Consider the following 16,948-nt stretch of genomic DNA (forward strand, 5'->3'; position numbering starts at 1 on the left):
CTTTTCCACTCAAAACGGCTCAATTTGTGCGGGCAACACACCGCTTAAAGGAGCTCCCGCTGCAGCTTCCTGACCCCAAACGGCGTACTTTTGGCTTCTCGGTAGTGGGCGCGACCACGTCCTGCTCCGTTTCGACTTGCTCGACGACTCGCGCGGCAAGCATCGCCTGAATTTTCAGGGCCATTGCGGCGTAAACACTCGGATTTTCTGCCGCTTCCTGCTCCTTGTCCATCGCCAAAAACGCAATCTCTTGCATATTGCCAACGCCCTCGATGGGGGTTTCTACCATCCCGTTCAACCCGTCAAAATTGATGTCCGCCATCAAGGTTAAAATATCGGAACTCGGCCCAATTACCCGCAAAACAATATCAATCTGCCGGCCAATATGTCCCGTTAATTCTCGGCTAAAGGCCTCATGCGTCCGCGTGGTTTCCTGAAACAACACGCCCCCCACACGGGCAAAATCGCTCTTGATTTCAGTCATCTGCATCATGTCCTGCATCATATTCAACTGTTCGCCGCCAACCATGGTCTGAAGGCGCGCGGGAATGAACCGCAACTCAAGCGCGATCATCGAGTCACCCTTCTCATAAACCCAAGTGCCTTTTTTTAATCCGCGCTCAAGATCCGCCTGCATAAGCTTCACAAACGGATTATTGTCTACCTCTTTTACCGCCTCTAACTGCGCAAGTTGATCCGCCGTCAGGGGCTTTTGCGGACCAAAGAACAGGTCGCCATCGCCTACTGTCCACACGCGTTTTTCCCAATCCGCGGGATTGGGGGCGTAGTCATCAATATCATAGGTTATCGGGTCATTTTTGAACGCTGCATACCGCGCCTTCGCAGAGGCGAAGTACTCCGACACCCCATAGGTTTCCCCTGTCGCCTTCGCAATCTGCTGGCGTTGGAAAAAATCAAACCCAAACGTCATCGAAAGGGCAATAAAGGCAAAAACAACTAGAAAGGCGCGCTGCATGACGGACTCCGGTAAAACACCCTCCACAAATGCCCTCCCAACTTGGGCAAATTGTGGCCGCGCGGGGGAATATTCGTGTTTTCAGCGCAAGCGACTTGCCGCGTTGCAGCGTGAAAGCTATGGTTCCGCCAACCAAGAGAAACGGGGGCACCAATGGAAATTTGTCGATCAATCCCGAAAATCCGCGCGTATGTGGCGTCTCTGCGCGCGGAGGGAAAAACCGTCGGTCTCGTTCCCACCATGGGCGCGCTGCACGCAGGACATATCGCCCTCGTCAAGGCTGTTGCCCGCCACGCGGACAACGTGATTGCAACAATTTTCGTCAATCCAACCCAATTCGGCGACGCCGCCGATCTTGCCAAATATCCCCGCACCGAAGACGCCGATCTCGCCCTTCTCAAGGCAGCGGGCGTCGCGGCAGTGTTCATGCCGCAGGTTGACGATATTTACCCAGAAGGGGCCGAAACCATCGTCGAGACCACAGTACTTGCCAATATGCTGCACGGCCTTGTGCGTCCGGGGCATTATCGCGGCGTCGCCACCGTCGTTACTAAGCTTTTCAACATCGTCGGTCCCGATGTTGCCGCCTTTGGCGAGAAGGATTACCAACAACTGCAAGTCATCCGCAAAATGGTGCGCGACTTGCACATACCGATCAAAATCCTGCCCGTCCCCACAATCCGCGAGGCAGACGGTCTGGCCATGTCATCGCGCAACACCCGCCTAACGCCTGCTGACCGCGCCGCCGCCGTCATTCTGTCCCAAGCGCTTGATGTGACCGAAAAAGCGGTGCAGTCTGGAACCACGGTTTCGGACCTCGCCAAGAGCATCCGTGCCACAATCGCAACCCAGCTGCGAGGCACGCTTGAGGGGCTCGATATCGTCGATGATGAAACTCTTGCCCCAATTAGCGGGCCTATCACAGATCCAACCGCCATCATGATTTCCGTCCAATTTGGTGACATTCTCCTTATTGATCAACGTGTTGCAACCCCGAGGTAGCCATGTCTAAACAAGTCAAGACCCGTCGTACAACTGTCCCCCAAATCGCCGCGCGCAAAGGCGGCGACCCGATTGTCTCCCTCACATCCTACCACGCCCACACGGCGGCCATCGTCGACAAACACGCCGATTTCATCCTTGTTGGCGACAGTTTGGGGATGGTGATGCACGGAATGGAAAGTACGGTCGGCGTGCCGCTTGACCTGATGATTATGCACGGTCGCGCCGTGGTAAAAGGCACGCAGAAAGCGCTCGTGGTGGTTGATATGCCCTTTGGCTCCTACGAGGAAAGCCCAAGTGTGGCCTTTCGAAATGCTGCCAAAATTATGAAAGAAACACAGTGCGGCGCGGTCAAGCTTGAGGGCGGAGCGCGCATGGCCGAAACCATCCGCTTCCTCACCGAACGCGGCATTCCCGTGATGGCCCACATCGGCCTCACTCCCCAATCCAGCCACGTCATGGGCGGCTTCAAAACCCAAGGCCGCGATGAGGACACATGGGCCGCCCACGAGGCCGACGCCCAAGCCGTTTCCGACGCGGGCGCCTTCGCGGTTGTGCTTGAGGGGATGGTCGAGCCTTTGGCGGCCAAAATCACCAAGCAAATCCCCATTCCCACCATCGGAATTGGCGCATCTGCGGAATGTGACGGGCAAATCCTCGTGCTCGAAGACATGCTCGGTCTCTCGCCTTGGACCCCAAAGTTTGTCAAGGTTTACGGCAATTTGGGCGAAATGATTGAAAAAGCAGTCGAGGAATATGCCACAGATGTCAAATCCCGTGCCTTCCCAAGTGAGGATGAAATCTATCGTTAATATGTGGGAAGCCTAGGCAGATAATCCGGAGGCTGGAACAGGTAACACAGCGTTAATTTTCCAGCCTTCGCTGTCTGGCACCAATTCGTAGTCCAGCACAAAACTTTCGCCCGACTTGGACTTCACGAGCACCTTCTGCCAAACGGATCGGCCTTCGGGCCGGTTATCAAGGAACGTCACATCCTCGGGGTCCACAACCATGGAAAACCCGCGCGCAACCATCATGCCAAACACTTCTGGACTGCCAAAATAACGCTGAATATCATCCGATGCAAACTCGAATGCAGCCGTCAGGTCGCCGTCGCGAAACGCTTCCATCTGCCCCAAAACGGTGCGTTCCAAGGCACCATAAGCACGCGCTTGATCCCCAACTTGGGCCTGCGCCACAAGAGGGTTCATAACAGCGACAATCGCCAATATCTTTAGAAAACGCATGATTTCACCTGTAAAGACACACCCAGAGGATGCGCCTTTACAGACCTCGCGCCAAGTCACGATTTCGTTACGTGGCGAGTTTCCCCGCCAAGCCGTCCTCAATCAGCGTGATGCTTTCGTCCAAACCGAACAGGGCAATAAAGCCGCCAAACCGTGGCCCTTGGCTCGCGCCCAGCAACACTTCGTAAAGCGCCTTGAACCAGTCACGCAATTGTTCAAACCCGTGCTCTTTGCCCACCGAAAACACCAAAGTCTGAAGCGCATCCGCATCTGCGCCGCCCTCCCAGGTCTTCAACCGCGCCGCAAGATCCGCAAACGCCGCAATTTCCGTGCCCTCGGCCAAACGATAGGTCTTGGCTGGTTTCACAAAGTCGTTGTAATACCGCACCGCAAATCCGGCAGCAGCATCCATCGCGGGGTTGTTTTCAGGAGTAGCATCTGGCGCATAGCGCTGAATAAAGCCCCACATTTGTGCCTTGTCTTCGGCCGCCGAAACCGACGCCAAATTGAGCAACATCGCAAACGGAACCAACATATCCGACGCTGGAACATTATGCCCATGCATGTGGTAAACGGGGTTCGACAGGCGCGCTTTTTCGTCCTGATCGCCGTAGGCCCGCAACTGCTGGTGGTATTCATCTACCGCCTTAGGGATCACATCAAAATGCAACCGTTTGGCCGATTTCGGCTTCAAATACATGAAGTATTGCAACGATTCCGGTGCCGCATATTTCAGCCACTCTTCCATAGACAACCCATTGCCTTTGGACTTGGAAATCTTCTGGCCCAACTCGTCATTAAACAACTCATAGGTCAAACATTCGGGCGGTTGTGCCCCCAACGCGCGGCAAATTTTCGTCGCCTGCGTCACCGAATCAATCAAATCTTTGCCCGACATCTCATAATCAACGCCAAGGGCCGCCCAACGCATCGCCCAATCGGGCTTCCATTGCATCTTCACATTGCCGCCAGTTACCGCCAATTCAATGCGCTCGCCAGTGGGCTCATCATAGGTCACAGTGCCCTTCTCGGCGTTCACTTCCACCATCGGAACTTGCAAAACATGCCCCGTCAACGGCGAGATCGGCAAGAACGGCGAATAGGTCGCCTGACGGTCCGCACCAAGGGTTGGCAACATGATCGCCATGATCTTGTCATAGACCCGGCAGGCCTGAAGCAGAGCTTCATCAAACCGACCCGAAGTATAATACTCGGTCGAGCTGGCAAACTCATACTCAAACCCGAAGCTATCAAGGAAATCACACAGGCGGGCGTTATTATGCTGGGCAAAACCGGCGTGCGTGCCAAACGGATCGCGCACTTTTGTCAGCGGCAAATTCAAGTCTTGCTTCAATTCTTCCTGCATCGGAACATTGGTCGGCACCTTGCGAAAGCCGTCCATATCGTCCGAGAAACACAAAAGTTTGGTTGGAATATCACTGATCTGTTCAAACGCACGGCGCACCATTGTTGTGCGCGCAACCTCGCCAAAGGTCCCGATATGCGGCAATCCCGACGGGCCATAGCCGGTTTGGAACAACACATATCCCTTCTCGGGCGGCTGCTTGGAATAGCGTTTCAAAACCCGACGCGCTTCTTCAAAGGGCCAGGCTTTCGAACTCATCGCAGTTTCGCGCAGATCAGACATTTCAACACTCGTCTCGTTAATATGAGGCCCAATGCCTCATCCACCCTGTCTCCTATTGCGCCCCACCTGCCGCGTCAATATTCTACACACGAAAACACGTAGATCGGAGATCTCACATGAACGATTTTACCCACTCTTGGAGTCATCAGGACGCCCTTGTCGCAATGATGATTGCTGTTTCTGCAAGCGATGAAAACATCCGCACATCCGAACTTGTAACCATCCAACGGATTGTGAATCACCTGCCCGTTTTTGCGGATTTTGACCAAGACCGTATGGCGGGCATCTCTAAAACCGTGCTTGACCTCTTTACCGAAGAAGACGGCCTCGACGCGCTGTTTGGTTTGATCCGCGAAAGCTTGGACGAAAAACTGTTTGAAACCGCTTATGCGCTCGCTTGCGATGTTGCTGCCTCGGACGGAAAACTCACCGATCAAGAACTGCGCATTCTAGAAGAAATGCGCTACGAGCTTGATCTTGATCGCCTGCATGCTGCCGCCATTGAGCGCGGAAGCCGCGCGCGCCACACCACGCTTTAACTGGCGTAGGTTCGCGCCCAACCCTGCAGTAATTCCTGTTGCATTTTACGGGAGTTCTGCGCCCATGCGCGGCCTCCAGCGGGCCGTTCACGTTCGCTTTTGTCGATCTGGGTCCGCTTTTTAAGGTCTGCTGTGAAAATCGCAAAGGCTAAAACCCGTCCATTAGGCAGGGTGATATATCCTGCTAAAGCACTGACAAAGTTAAGGGTTCCGGTTTTAGCGCGCACAGTCGCTGGGGCACTACTCAGCGCTTTTCCGTCGGGACTCTTCAGGACGATATTTTTCATCAATCCGTGCAATGCGCCATTGGGTTTGGCCGCAACAAGGGCCGAGACCATCTCGCTCGCGGGAACTCTTGAATCGCCGCTCAAGCCTGAGTGGTCGACAAATTTCGCCGTTTTCATCCCCAAAACCTGCCCCGCCCAGCTCGACATTTTCGCGCCGGAGGTCGCAAGGTTGCGCGGATCGATTCCGCGCCCGCGGGTCGCCGAAAGGCCAATGACTTCCGCCGTGAGGTTGGTTGAATATTTCAACATATCGCGCACGATGGTGCCCAATTCGCCGCTTTGCACCTGTGCGATCACGGTCCCTTTGGGTATGCTGGCAGTCGCGCGCTCCTTACTCAACTTGATACCTTGCGAACGCGCCATCGTACTAAAAACATCCGCCGCATACAGCTCGGGTTTGCGCACTGGAAGCCAACGGCTCCCCCCGTCCCCAAGCGCGCCACTCGCCACCGTCCATTGCTCACTGTCTTTACCGTCCGCATAGGTATAAATCGGTGTCGCGCGTTTTTTGACCACCATTTTGGCCATATGAACCTCGGGACGGTATTTGTCGCTACGGGCGTCCATCGCGACGGAATAGCCCGAATTGGCCCGTTTCCACTCAAAATGCACGCGGTTGAAATTCAGATTCAGCCCCGAAACCGCGGGGTTATACCCAAGGTGATCGGGCTGCTCTTTATCAATCGAGCGCACATAGGGCAGGACCGCCGAATGCACGAGAAAACCCCCTGTCACCTCTCGAACCCCTGCGTTTTTCAACCCCTGCGCTAGCACCGCCAAGGCATCCGTGTTCAAGGTCGGGTCGCCACCCCCCAAAAGCACCAAATCGCCGTTCAAAATGCCGTTGGAAATCGGTCCCGTGGCCACCAATCGTGTGCTAAATTCATACCCCAAACCCAGCGCCTGCAGCGCATAAAGCGCCGTGATCGCCTTCGCCACCGAAGCAGGCGGCATCGCCAAACCTGCGTTGCGGCTTTCTAAAATCTCGCCCGTCGTCGCATCCGCCACCACAAATCCGACGTCGCCGCTAAAACCCGCGCCAGCAACAATCCGCTCGGTCGGGTTAGCGACGGATTTCGCGAAATTTTTGGGTTTTACAGGTGGAAATAGCGACGTTTCTGGCGCGCCGGCCTGTGCAAGGACCGCGCTGCCGCTCATCAATCCGGCGAGGATAAATCGTCTTGAAAAATGCTGACTCATAAAATCATATAACCCTCAGATTGGCGGTGAAACAAGCGCTTGAATACAGTAATCGCCAATGGCGCGCTAGCGTTTCCAACCACCGTTGGCGCGCAGTTGCGTCGACGAAATATCCACCATCGGCAAATTCACATAACACCACGCAGGGGGCTGCGCCTTCGCAAGCAACATCCTCTCGCTTTCCGGCAAACGCGCGGTGCGAAACCGTCGCGCAGTCGGGCTGCACAGGGCCCGCAACCGATCTCTCGGACGCGCCAAAACCCCCACGCGTACGTTTTTCATGATCCAGTCCCATTGCCCCCAAAGGTGGAATTCCGCGAGGTTATCCGCCCCCATAAGCCATGTAAAATTCACCTTAGGATATTCCGCGAACAACACCTTCAGCGTCGCCGCAGTATAGCGAGTGCCCGCTTGGGCCTCAAAATCCGTCACCTTGATCCGCGGGTGCGTAATCATCGCATTTGCCGCCGCCATCCGCCGCGAAATCGGGGCGGGTCCGGTGGATTTCAACGGATTTCCCGGCGACACCAACCACCAAACTTCATCCAGTCCAAACCGCTTTAACGCCGCGCGTGAAATATGCACATGCCCCGCGTGGGGCGGATCAAACGACCCTCCCAGCAATCCGATTTTTGCACCAGCGCGCGCAGAGGGAATGTCATACCGCATAGGAGTCTCTACCCTTAAACCACCGAAACTCAAACAAAAAACGGCCGCAAGCTGCCTTGCGACCGATGTGAACACATCTCAAATAGCGCCTAATCGGTCGATGACGACTTGGCCCAAAGGTTGATATTGGCTTCGCCCGAAAGACGGTCGATTTCCACCAATTCCGCATCGGTAAAGTCGAGATTTTCAACCGCCCCGACGCAATCAATCACTTGGCTCGGCTTGCTCGCGCCGATGAGCGCCGTCGTGATGCCGCCCCCGCGCAGAACCCATGCAATCGCCATTTGCGCCAGCGTTTGCCCACGACCTTCGGCCATTTCATTGAGCGATTTGATGCTCGCAAAAGTCTTTTCATTCAAGTGACTTGGCAAAAGAGATTTGCCCTGTGTCGCGCGACTGCCTTCTGGAATACCGCCAATATATTTCTTGGTTAACATTCCCTGCGCCAGCGGCGTAAACGCGATCGATCCGACGCCCAATTCCTGCAATGTATCCTTCAAACCATCGGTCTCAACCCAGCGATTGAACATATTATACGAGGGTTGGTGGATCACACAGGGCGTACCCAGATCGTTCAAAATCGCCACGGCTTCGCGGGTTTTTTCCGAGTTATACGACGAAATCCCTGCATAAAGCGCGCGCCCTGACCGCACGATATAATCCAGTGCGCCCATAGTTTCTTCGAGCGGTGTTTCGGGATCAAAACGGTGTGAATAGAAGATATCGACGTAATCAAGTCCCATCCGCTTGAGGCTCTGATCACAGGACGACACCAGATATTTGCGGCTGCCGAATTCGCCGTAAGGGCCGGGCCACATCAGATACCCCGCCTTGCTCGAAATGATCATCTCGTCGCGATATCCCGCGAAATCTTCGCGCATAATTTCGCCAAACGCGGTCTCTGCCGAGCCGGGAGGGGGGCCGTAATTATTCGCCAAATCAAAGTGGGTGATACCGTTGTCAAACGCCGTTTGCAGGATGGCGCGCTTGGTCTCATGCGGCGTGTCGCCGCCAAAATTGTGCCACAGGCCAAGCGACAGCGCTGGCAGTTTTAGTCCGGATTTTCCACAGCGGCGGTATTGCATCTTTTCATAGCGGTTTTCGGCGGGGGTATATCCCATGGAAATATCCTTTACTTGAGTAGCCTTAGGAGGGGATTACCCCCCTAAGGCATGATTTATTACAGGCTGGCGTTACAGGTTTTCGCCGCTTCGATGGCTTTTAACGTGCCGTCGAGATTGATCGTAAAGGCAAATTCCGACTCTGGAAACACAGTCATTTCATACTGCTGCATGAGGTCTGTCACGAATTGCGGGTCGTCCGAAAGGATGTATCCACCCGAATATCCGTCGGTGATATTTCCGCGCATCCCCGTGCTTTCACCAAGGTAAATATTGTCACCAATCAAGATGCCAATCTCACTTGTTTCGCCCGCTACGATGTGGGTTTCTTGGGTGGTGAAAACGCCGAGGTATCCAACTGCGCGGTCCTCAGTTAGGCCCATTTGGACCACATTTCCGTCTGAATCCGCTTTTTCAATAAAGCAGGAGAGTTTTTCGATATCTTCAAAGATATTCCACCCCTCGACCGTTTCATAAAAGGCGAATTCATCCGCGGCATAAGCTTGTGTCGCAGTCAATGTCACCGCCGCGGCCATTGCGAGATTTTTCAATGAGATCATTTTTTATTCCTTTTTAAGAATGCACCCCAAAACAATGCTGGGTCAGAGAAATTCGTAGTGGGTATCAGTGGTTGAAGTCTAGAGCCAAAAGGGAATGCTCGCCAGATAGTAGAGCAAATAGTGGCGCGGGGCACCGCCCCTCCGACATAAAAATGGCCCCACATACAGAAGGGCCACCATTTTCTCAAACGCGCGGATTCTAGAAGCTCGCCATGCACTTACGTGCGGCTTCCATGCCCCTCATCGTCCCATCCAGATTGATCTCTAGCGCGTAAGACGTTCCCGAAAAAACAGACATAACATATTGTTGTGCAATATCTTCTGCGAGTTGTTCGTTGTCATACAAGAAATAGCGCCCCATGTAACCGTTGCTTAATTTCCCACGAACGCTTTTGGATTTACTTTTATAAGAATGGTCGCCGACGACGATTTGAATCTCTTGAATTTCGCCGTTTTTAAGACCAATTTCTGTTTGGGTGAACACCCCGACATAGTCAAATAAATTGTCAGTCGTCCGCCCCATTTGCACAACGTTATTCAAGTCATCCTTGCGTTCCATAAAACAGGTTTTAGCTTCGAGAACTTTCCAAATATTCCACCCCGCAACGGAGACAACTCCTTCAAAACGATTTTTTGAACAAAGGCACCGGTTACACTCATTGAAACGAGTGCAGCTACGGATATAATTTTAAAAACGGACGTAATAATTTTCCTTTAATACGCGCCCATTGGCAGCAATAGGCCGCCACACCGCGACCCCACTCCCCGACCCGCAGCTGATCAAACTTTTTTCTCCCACGCCCCGCAAACCCTTTGCCCCCTTGCCCCCTTGCCCTCAACCCCCACAAACTATACGAAAAGCCAACCCTTTTTCACTACGGAGAACCCTCATGGCCGCTTATCAATATGTCTACTTCATGGATGGAGTCTCCAAAACCTACCCCGGTGGTAAAAAGTGTTTTGAAAACATCCGTCTAAACTTCCTTCCCGGTGTCAAAATCGGTGTCGTTGGCTCCAACGGTTCGGGTAAATCGACCCTCATGCGCATCATGGCGGGCATGGACAAGGATTTCGTTGGCGAAGCATGGCTCGCCGAAGGCGCCCGCGTCGGCTACCTCCCCCAAGAACCAACTCTTGACGAAACCCTCGATGTACGCGGCAACGTGATGCTCGGTGTGGCCGAGAAAAAAGCCATCCTTGATCGCTACAACGAACTCGCGATGAACTACTCCGAAGAAACCGCCGACGAAATGGCCGCCCTTCAGGATGAAATCGACAGCCAAAACCTCTGGGATCTCGACGCCCAAATCGACGTCTCCATGGAAGCCCTGCGCTGCCCCCCCGATGACGCCGACGTCTCTACCCTCTCTGGTGGTGAAAAACGCCGCGTCGCCCTGTGCAAACTCCTCCTCGAAGCCCCCGATATGCTGCTTCTCGATGAGCCAACCAACCACCTCGACGCCGAAACCATCGCATGGCTCCAACAACACCTGATCGACTACAAAGGCACCATCCTCTGCGTCACCCACGACCGTTATTTCCTCGACGACATCACGGGTTGGATCTTGGAACTCGACCGCGGCGCAGGCATCCCCTACGAGGGCAACTACTCCGCATGGCTTGAGCAAAAAGCCAAACGTCTTGAGAAAGAAGCCAAAGAAGACAAATCCAAGCAACAAACCCTCGAACGCGAACTCGAATGGATGCGTCAATCGCCAAAAGCCCGCCAAGCCAAATCCAAAGCGCGGATCAATTCCTACAATGATCTCGCCAACCAATCCGAGCGTGAAAAAGTCGGCAAAGCCCAGATCATCATCCCCAACGGCCCCCGCCTTGGCACCAAAGTGATCGAAGTCGAAGGCCTCAAAAAGGCCATGGGCGACAAACTCCTCGTTGAAGACCTCACCTTCGCCCTGCCCCCCGGTGGTATCGTCGGCGTGATCGGCCCCAACGGCGCGGGTAAAACCACCCTGTTCCGCATGTTCACGGGCCAAGAAACCCCCGACGAGGGCACCGTCGAATTCGGCGATACCGTCAAACTCTCCTACGTCGACCAAAACCGCGACGACCTTGATTCAAACGCCACCGTGTTTGAGGCCATCGGCGACGGCGGCGAAATCATCAAACTCGGTGACGCCGAAGTTAACGCCCGCGCCTACTGCTCCTCCTTCAACTTCAAAGGCGGCGATCAACAGAAAAAACTCGGCATGTTGTCGGGCGGCGAACGCAACCGCGTCCACATGGCGCGCCTCCTAAAAGAAGGCGGCAACGTCCTCCTCCTCGATGAGCCAACCAACGACCTCGACGTCGAAACCCTCCGCGCGCTTGAGGACGCCCTCGTCGATTTCGCAGGCTGCGCCGTCGTCATCTCCCACGACCGCTTCTTCCTCGACCGCATCTGTACGCATATTCTAGCATTCGAAGGCGACGCCCACGTGGAATGGTTCGAAGGCAACTTTGAGGACTATGAGGAAGACAAAAAACGTCGTCTCGGCGCGAATGCTTTGGAGCCTACACGGATGAAACATAAGAAGTTCGTTCGGTAATTGCTCCGCAATTCCGAACGGGTGCGCGGCAGTGGGTTTGCTTGCAAACCTGCGTGCGCACTCCGCTAGAGTTTAATAAGATATTGATTTATATTTACAATGCACTACCTCTTGAGTGCACAAAAAATATTTCATTAGAGAAATTATTATGCCTATTACAGAAAAACAAATTAGACTTGCAGCAGTTGCTGAACTTGCGAGATCAAATACCGGAACACTAACGACCACTCAACTTATTAGCCGCTTAACAGATTCAATGAATCCCGTCGACCAAGATGCTGAAATACTCGACGGACGTTCTGACACATACTTTTCGCAAAAAGTGAGAAACCTTGTGTCACACCGGAATGACACTCTGGGTTTACAAAACCAAGGCCTAGCAATCTACAATGAAGACGGTGAAAGCTGGACAATTACAGAAGAAGGCCGGAGCTCGGTTTAGATTTAGAGCCTGACTTGTAACCTGTTGGCAGCCAGCTCAATTCTGTTGGACCATCGTTCTCTTGGTCCCAAACAAACCAAGCATACGCGGTGGTCCCGCTCCCTTTCCTGACAGCTCCTCGTGGATAAAAAGTGATACGCTCGCTAAAAACCCAAATTTTGCTGGGCGGGTTATCCAAAAAGATTGTTTTCTGTCTATTTGCACTTTCAAGGAAGGCCAACCGCAACAAAAAAGCATACTTTTTTGTTGCTTTTTCTCTAGCCGCAGCAACAAATTCTTCCGCGCTATGGAATGGGGGGTTAGTAATTATATTATCGGCCGTTTTATCAGATTTCAGAAAATCTACCCCAGCGTCGCCATAGCCTCGATCAAATAAGTCCGAGCTTTCTACGTTGTACCCATGCGATGCAATGGCATCAGACATTTCGCCATCTCCGCAGGCACATTCCCAGACGTTACCACTGAATTTCTCACTATCTAGGAGAACATGGGTTGCCCACGACGGAGTCGGGTAAAAATCGGGTCCATTCAAGTCCGCAATTCGTTTAGTCGTTGGCTGTGGTGAAGTTAGAAGCTGCGATTTCATTTCGTTTTCCCTAATTTGAGCGCACTCTACCGATCAAGCAGAAAGTAACAACCAACTTGTGAATCGTGAACCGGCCTCTTGCCTCGCCCCCTCAAACCGCCCGCCCCTCCTCATCCCGATCTTCCCGCGCCTCGATCACCTTGCTCAGCCGCAACTCCGCAAACAGCGCCAGTACATCATTCATCACCTTCTGATACCCCGCCCCATACGCGCGGTAATATTTCAGCACAGGCTCCTCCAGCAAAAGCGTCACCCGCGTATTGCGCGGCGTGAAGCCAAACGCCTCTGAAATCTCCTCCCAATCCTCAGGGATAAATTCCGTCCGCAGTTCCGCCGCCCGCACCGCCGTACTCACCCGCGCCAGCGTATTCTTCGCCATCCGCACATGCCGATGCTGTTCCTTCGTCGCCCGTCGATCCGACGCAGGCTCAATCCTATCCCGAGTATTTTTGTTGTGTGGCGTGACCATCGCGGCCTCCATTCTGTGTAAAATATGGCCCCATCCTCCCACCAAATCGTTAACGCCCGCGCAAACCTGCGGCCGCACATCCCGCCCCTATGGAAATCATATGTAAAACATATGCGGATAACGCCCCGCCTTTTGCCGTTGCCACACCGCGTTAAGATGGCGCCCAAAAATCATGCAACAAGCCCCTTTTTGCCCGATTTTCGCCCACAAGCCCGCAATCCCCCGCGCCCATATCTCGCCCCATCTGTCCCTCCGTGCGCGCCGCGTCTACACCATGATATGGCCCAAAAATTGCGCATAACCATCCTAGAATCCGATCCCGAGCGTGCCCGCATGATCGTCGACGGACTCTGCGATGCGGGCGATTTCACCATCACCGTCCTAGGCAATGAAACTTCGCTAAATCAACGCCTTAGCGAGCTAGACCCCCACGTCGTCCTCGTTGACATCGCCAATCCCAGCCGCGACACCCTCGAAAGCCTCTCCCTCTCCTCAGGGGCCAACAAACGCCCCGTCGCCATGTTCGTAGACCGCTCCGACCCCGAGCTAACCAAAGCCGCAATCGACGCGGGCCTTTCCGCCTATGTCGTTGACGGGCTTACAAAAAATCGCATCAAACCCATCCTCGACGCCGCCATCGCCCGCTTCAATATGGTCTCCCAAATCCGCAACGAACGCGATGCCGCCAAGGCCGCGCTGGCCGAACGCAAAACCATCGACCGCGCCAAGGGACTCCTGATCGCCGCCAAGGGCATTTCCGAAGAAGAAGCCTACGCCCTCCTGCGCAAAACCGCGATGAACCAAGGCCGCAAAACCGCCGACATCGCCCACGCCCTCGTCACCGCCAGCGAGCTGCTCAAATGACCCCCCTCTCCTGCGCCTTCGTCCCCCTCGTTGACTCCGCCCCCCTCATCGTCGCCCACGAACTCGGCTTCGCCCGCGCCAATTCCCTCAAGCTCAATCTGGTGAAGCATCCCAGCTGGTCCTCCCTACGCGACGGTCTCGCCCTCGGCCAAGTTGATGCGGCACAAATGCTCTCGCCCACGCCCATCGCCACCTCCCTAAATCTGGGAAATCTCCCAGTAAAGCTTGATGTTTTGATGGTTCTTTCGGTCAATGGCAATAACATCGGGGTTGCGCCGAAACTGGCGCAAAAGATGCGCGGCAATGGCTGGACTGGGACTTTCCAAACCCCGCGCGAAACGGGCCTTCACCTGATCAAATCCGCGGGAAAAACCTTGCGGGTGGGCATCCCTTTTCCCTTCGCTATGCATGTCGAGCTCTTGCATCATTGGCTTAGCGCCCTCGGCCTTCCAGAGAGCGCCCTCGACATCAAAGTCGTCCCGCCCCCCCGCATGCCCGACGCTATCGCCAACGACGAAATCGACGCCTTTTGTGTGGGCGAACCATGGGGGTCCCTCGCGGTAGAGCAAGGTGTTGCAGAACTCATCCTCCCCGGCTCCGCCATCTGGAACTTCGCCCCCGAAAAAGTCCTCGCAACCCGCCACGACTGGACACAAAACCACCCCGAAGAAACCAAATCCCTGATGCGCGCTACCTATCAAGCCGCCTGCTGGCTCGAAGACCCGTCCAACCGTATGGTCGCCGCCGACCTCCTCGCACGCGCAGAATACCTAGACCTCCCCGAACACCTGATTGACCGCGCATTGACGGGAAAAATTGCCCCGACGCGCAACGCTCAACCCCAATACGTTCCACAGTTCCAACAGTTCCACGGAACCGCCGCAAATTTCCCGTGGCGCAGCCAAGCCGCATGGATCGCGACGCGATTAGCAAAGCGGTACAGTCTTGACCCCGTTCATGCTCGTTCGGTTGCGCGCAACTGTTTTCGCACAGATTTATACCGCCACAACCTTGAAGGCCTGGGGGTGGACATGCCCGCAGCCTCTGAAAAACTGGAGGGCTCCCTTGCTGCTCCAACGCTCGTTGCCTCAACCCGTGGAGAGATGATTCTGGGGCCAGATGCATTCTTTGATGGCGAAATTTTCGACCTCACCGCCTAATTGCGCCCATTTATTATGCAGTCGCAGAATTTGACGGAAAATTCAGCCACAAAGCCTCGCCGCACCGCAGCACCCCCCGTATAAATAATCCAACGCTGAGCAACGCCGCTTAGTCAATACCGTCCAGCGATGGACGACATGAGCAAAGCCGCTCGATTCTTCTGACATGTCCTCCCGTGTCTCTTGAATCGTGCGGCTTTTTTCGTTCTTGCCCCTTTCTTCAACGATCCATTGGGGGCGTAAAATATAAGGAATTATTCGATGAAATATGCACTTAGCATGGCCGTGGCGACGAGTTTTGCTCTCTCATCCCCCTCGTGGGCTGAAATGCTGGACCTCGAAAAAGACGAGCTCACAATCGGCTTCATCAAACTCACGGACATGGCCCCGTTGGCTGTGGCCTATGAGCTTGGATATTTTGAAGACGAAGGCCTCTATGTCACGCTGGAACCGCAAGCAAACTGGAAAGTTCTACTTGATCGCGTGATCGATGGCCAACTCGACGGCGCTCATATGCTTGCGGGTCAACCCATTGCTGCAACAATTGGATATGGCACAAAAGCCCATATTATCACACCTTTCTCGATGGATTTGAACGGTAACGGCATCACCGTTTCCAACGATATCTGGGAACGGATGTTGCCGCACGTGCCAATGGATGAGGCCGGCAAGCCCGTTCACCCCATTTCTGCCTCTTCATTAAAGCCCGTCGTGGATGAGTTCACGAACGCTGGCGAGCCTTTCAAAATGGGCATGGTTTTTCCTGTGTCTACTCATAACTATGAGTTGCGCTACTGGCTGGCGGCGGGTGGGATTGAGCCGGGATATTACTCACCAAACGACGTTTCCGGCCAAATTGCGGCCGATGTTCTACTCTCCGTCACCCCCCGCCACAGATGCCCGCGACCCTCGAAGCGGGTACAATCCATGGATATTGCGTGGGCGAACCTTGGAACCAAGCGGCGGTCTTTAAAGGCATCGGCGTCCCTGTTGTGACCGACTATGAAATCTGGAAAAACAACCCAGAGAAAGTCTTTGGTATCACGGCTGAGTTCGCAGACGAAAACCCAAACACAACCCTAGCAATGACCAAAGCCCTGATCCGCGCCGCAATGTGGCTTGACGCGAACGACAACGCCAACCGTCCAGAAGCCGTGGAAATCCTGTCGCGTTCTGATTATGTCGGCGCTGATTACGACGTGATCGCCGCCTCTATGACGGGCACATTTGAGTACGAAAAAGGCGACGTGCGCGAAGTCCCTGACTTCAACGTTTTCTTCCGCTACTTCGCGACCTACCCCTACTATTCTGACGCGGTTTGGTACCTGACCCAAATGCGCCGTTGGGGCCAAATACCTGAAAGCAAATCCGATGCTTGGTACGATGAAACAGCAAAAAGCATCTATAAACCTGAGATTTACCTCGCCGCAGCAAAACTCCTGATCGAAGAGGGTCTTGCAGCCGAAGCTGACTTTCCTTGGGATACCGATGGCTACCGCGTCGAGACGCCCGAAGGCGATATCATCGATGGCGTTGTCTATGACGGGCGCACACCAAACGCCTATATCGATAGCCTGATCATCGGCCTCAAAGGCGAGCAAACCGTTCAGCGCAGCGGCATCACAAACTAAA

At 54.2% G+C, this 16,948-nt stretch carries 17 protein-coding genes and 1 pseudogene; 8 read left to right on the top strand and 10 right to left on the bottom strand.

The window, feature by feature from the left end; all coding sequences use genetic code 11:
* Positions 1 to 19: 19 nt before the first annotated feature.
* Positions 20 to 976: a hypothetical protein gene (locus RC74_RS01405; protein ID WP_039004438.1), complete on the bottom strand. Its 957-nt coding sequence runs from the start codon at positions 974 to 976 to the stop codon at positions 20 to 22.
* A gap of 153 nt (positions 977 to 1,129) precedes the next feature.
* On the opposite strand from RC74_RS01405, the gene panC reads away from it, so the two are divergent.
* On the top strand, positions 1,130 to 1,978 hold the full coding sequence (gene panC / locus RC74_RS01410) for a pantoate--beta-alanine ligase (protein WP_039004439.1): 849 nt from the start codon (positions 1,130 to 1,132) through the stop codon (positions 1,976 to 1,978).
* Between the two features lie 2 nt (positions 1,979 to 1,980).
* Positions 1,981 to 2,790, top strand: a complete 810-nt coding sequence (panB, locus tag RC74_RS01415; protein ID WP_039004440.1) for a 3-methyl-2-oxobutanoate hydroxymethyltransferase — start codon at positions 1,981 to 1,983, stop codon at positions 2,788 to 2,790.
* Positions 2,791 to 2,802: 12 nt separating this feature from the next.
* Here panB and RC74_RS01420 read toward each other — a convergent pair whose 3' ends face one another.
* Positions 2,803 to 3,225: a DUF4864 domain-containing protein gene (locus RC74_RS01420; protein ID WP_039004441.1), complete on the bottom strand. Its 423-nt coding sequence runs from the start codon at positions 3,223 to 3,225 to the stop codon at positions 2,803 to 2,805.
* A 67-nt stretch (positions 3,226 to 3,292) separates the two neighbouring features.
* Positions 3,293 to 4,873, bottom strand: a complete 1,581-nt coding sequence (locus tag RC74_RS01425; RefSeq protein ID WP_039004442.1) for a lysine--tRNA ligase — start codon at positions 4,871 to 4,873, stop codon at positions 3,293 to 3,295.
* Between the two features lie 116 nt (positions 4,874 to 4,989).
* Here RC74_RS01425 and RC74_RS01430 point away from each other — a divergent pair, with 116 nt between their 5' ends.
* Positions 4,990 to 5,412: a tellurite resistance TerB family protein gene (locus RC74_RS01430; RefSeq protein WP_039004443.1), complete on the top strand. Its 423-nt coding sequence runs from the start codon at positions 4,990 to 4,992 to the stop codon at positions 5,410 to 5,412.
* Here RC74_RS01430 and dacB read toward each other — a convergent pair.
* The 5 genes from dacB to RC74_RS01455 all read right to left on the bottom strand — a co-directional run bounded on the left by dacB (position 5,409) and on the right by RC74_RS01455 (position 9,808).
* Positions 5,409 to 6,899 carry a D-alanyl-D-alanine carboxypeptidase/D-alanyl-D-alanine endopeptidase gene (gene dacB, locus RC74_RS01435; RefSeq protein WP_039004444.1) on the bottom strand — a complete coding sequence of 497 codons (1,491 nt, stop codon included), beginning with the start codon at positions 6,897 to 6,899 and terminating at the stop codon, positions 5,409 to 5,411. The two genes, RC74_RS01430 and dacB, sit on opposite strands and share 4 nt — an antisense overlap.
* Positions 6,900 to 6,965: 66 nt before the next feature.
* Positions 6,966 to 7,568, bottom strand: coding sequence for a nicotinate-nucleotide adenylyltransferase (locus tag RC74_RS01440; protein WP_052275124.1), 603 nt, complete (start codon positions 7,566 to 7,568; stop codon positions 6,966 to 6,968).
* Between the two features lie 89 nt (positions 7,569 to 7,657).
* Complete coding sequence (gene mgrA, locus RC74_RS01445; RefSeq protein ID WP_039004445.1) at positions 7,658 to 8,689, bottom strand: L-glyceraldehyde 3-phosphate reductase; 1,032 nt, start codon at positions 8,687 to 8,689, stop codon at positions 7,658 to 7,660.
* A 59-nt stretch (positions 8,690 to 8,748) separates the two neighbouring features.
* Complete coding sequence (locus tag RC74_RS01450; protein WP_039004446.1) at positions 8,749 to 9,249, bottom strand: hypothetical protein; 501 nt, start codon at positions 9,247 to 9,249, stop codon at positions 8,749 to 8,751.
* A 199-nt stretch (positions 9,250 to 9,448) separates the two neighbouring features.
* Positions 9,449 to 9,808 carry a hypothetical protein gene (locus tag RC74_RS01455; protein WP_052275125.1) on the bottom strand — a complete coding sequence of 120 codons (360 nt, stop codon included), beginning with the start codon at positions 9,806 to 9,808 and terminating at the stop codon, positions 9,449 to 9,451.
* 331 nt (positions 9,809 to 10,139) lie between these two features.
* On the opposite strand from RC74_RS01455, the gene ettA reads away from it, so the two are divergent.
* Entirely contained in the window at positions 10,140 to 11,795 is a 1,656-nt protein-coding gene (ettA, locus tag RC74_RS01460) for an energy-dependent translational throttle protein EttA (protein WP_039004447.1), read from the top strand.
* Between the two features lie 148 nt (positions 11,796 to 11,943).
* Positions 11,944 to 12,237 carry a hypothetical protein gene (locus RC74_RS22020; RefSeq protein ID WP_156477395.1) on the top strand — a complete coding sequence of 98 codons (294 nt, stop codon included), beginning with the start codon at positions 11,944 to 11,946 and terminating at the stop codon, positions 12,235 to 12,237.
* Here the strand turns inward: RC74_RS22020 and RC74_RS01465 are convergent.
* A complete protein-coding gene (locus RC74_RS01465) occupies positions 12,209 to 12,661 on the bottom strand; it encodes a class I SAM-dependent methyltransferase (RefSeq protein WP_218918103.1) in 453 nt (150 codons plus the stop codon). The two genes, RC74_RS22020 and RC74_RS01465, sit on opposite strands and share 29 nt — an antisense overlap.
* A gap of 253 nt (positions 12,662 to 12,914) precedes the next feature.
* The gene (locus tag RC74_RS01470; protein ID WP_039004448.1) at positions 12,915 to 13,292 is read right to left on the bottom strand and encodes a BrnA antitoxin family protein; all 378 of its coding nucleotides are present in this window, start codon (positions 13,290 to 13,292) and stop codon (positions 12,915 to 12,917) included.
* Positions 13,293 to 13,571: 279 nt separating this feature from the next.
* Between RC74_RS01470 and RC74_RS01475 the strand changes: the two genes are divergently transcribed.
* From RC74_RS01475 to RC74_RS01485, 3 genes and pseudogenes are all read left to right on the top strand, one after another.
* The gene (locus RC74_RS01475; RefSeq protein WP_039004549.1) at positions 13,572 to 14,156 is read left to right on the top strand and encodes an ANTAR domain-containing response regulator; all 585 of its coding nucleotides are present in this window, start codon (positions 13,572 to 13,574) and stop codon (positions 14,154 to 14,156) included.
* Entirely contained in the window at positions 14,153 to 15,316 is a 1,164-nt protein-coding gene (locus RC74_RS01480; protein ID WP_039004449.1) for an ABC transporter substrate-binding protein, read from the top strand. The genes RC74_RS01475 and RC74_RS01480 overlap by 4 nt, the downstream gene beginning before the upstream one ends.
* Positions 15,317 to 15,595: 279 nt before the next feature.
* A pseudogene (locus RC74_RS01485) lies at positions 15,596 to 16,947 on the top strand (CmpA/NrtA family ABC transporter substrate-binding protein).
* Position 16,948: the final 1 nt, after the last annotated feature.

Origin of the sequence: Falsihalocynthiibacter arcticus (assembly GCF_000812665.2) — a bacterium.
GTDB lineage: Bacteria > Pseudomonadota > Alphaproteobacteria > Rhodobacterales > Rhodobacteraceae > Falsihalocynthiibacter > Falsihalocynthiibacter arcticus.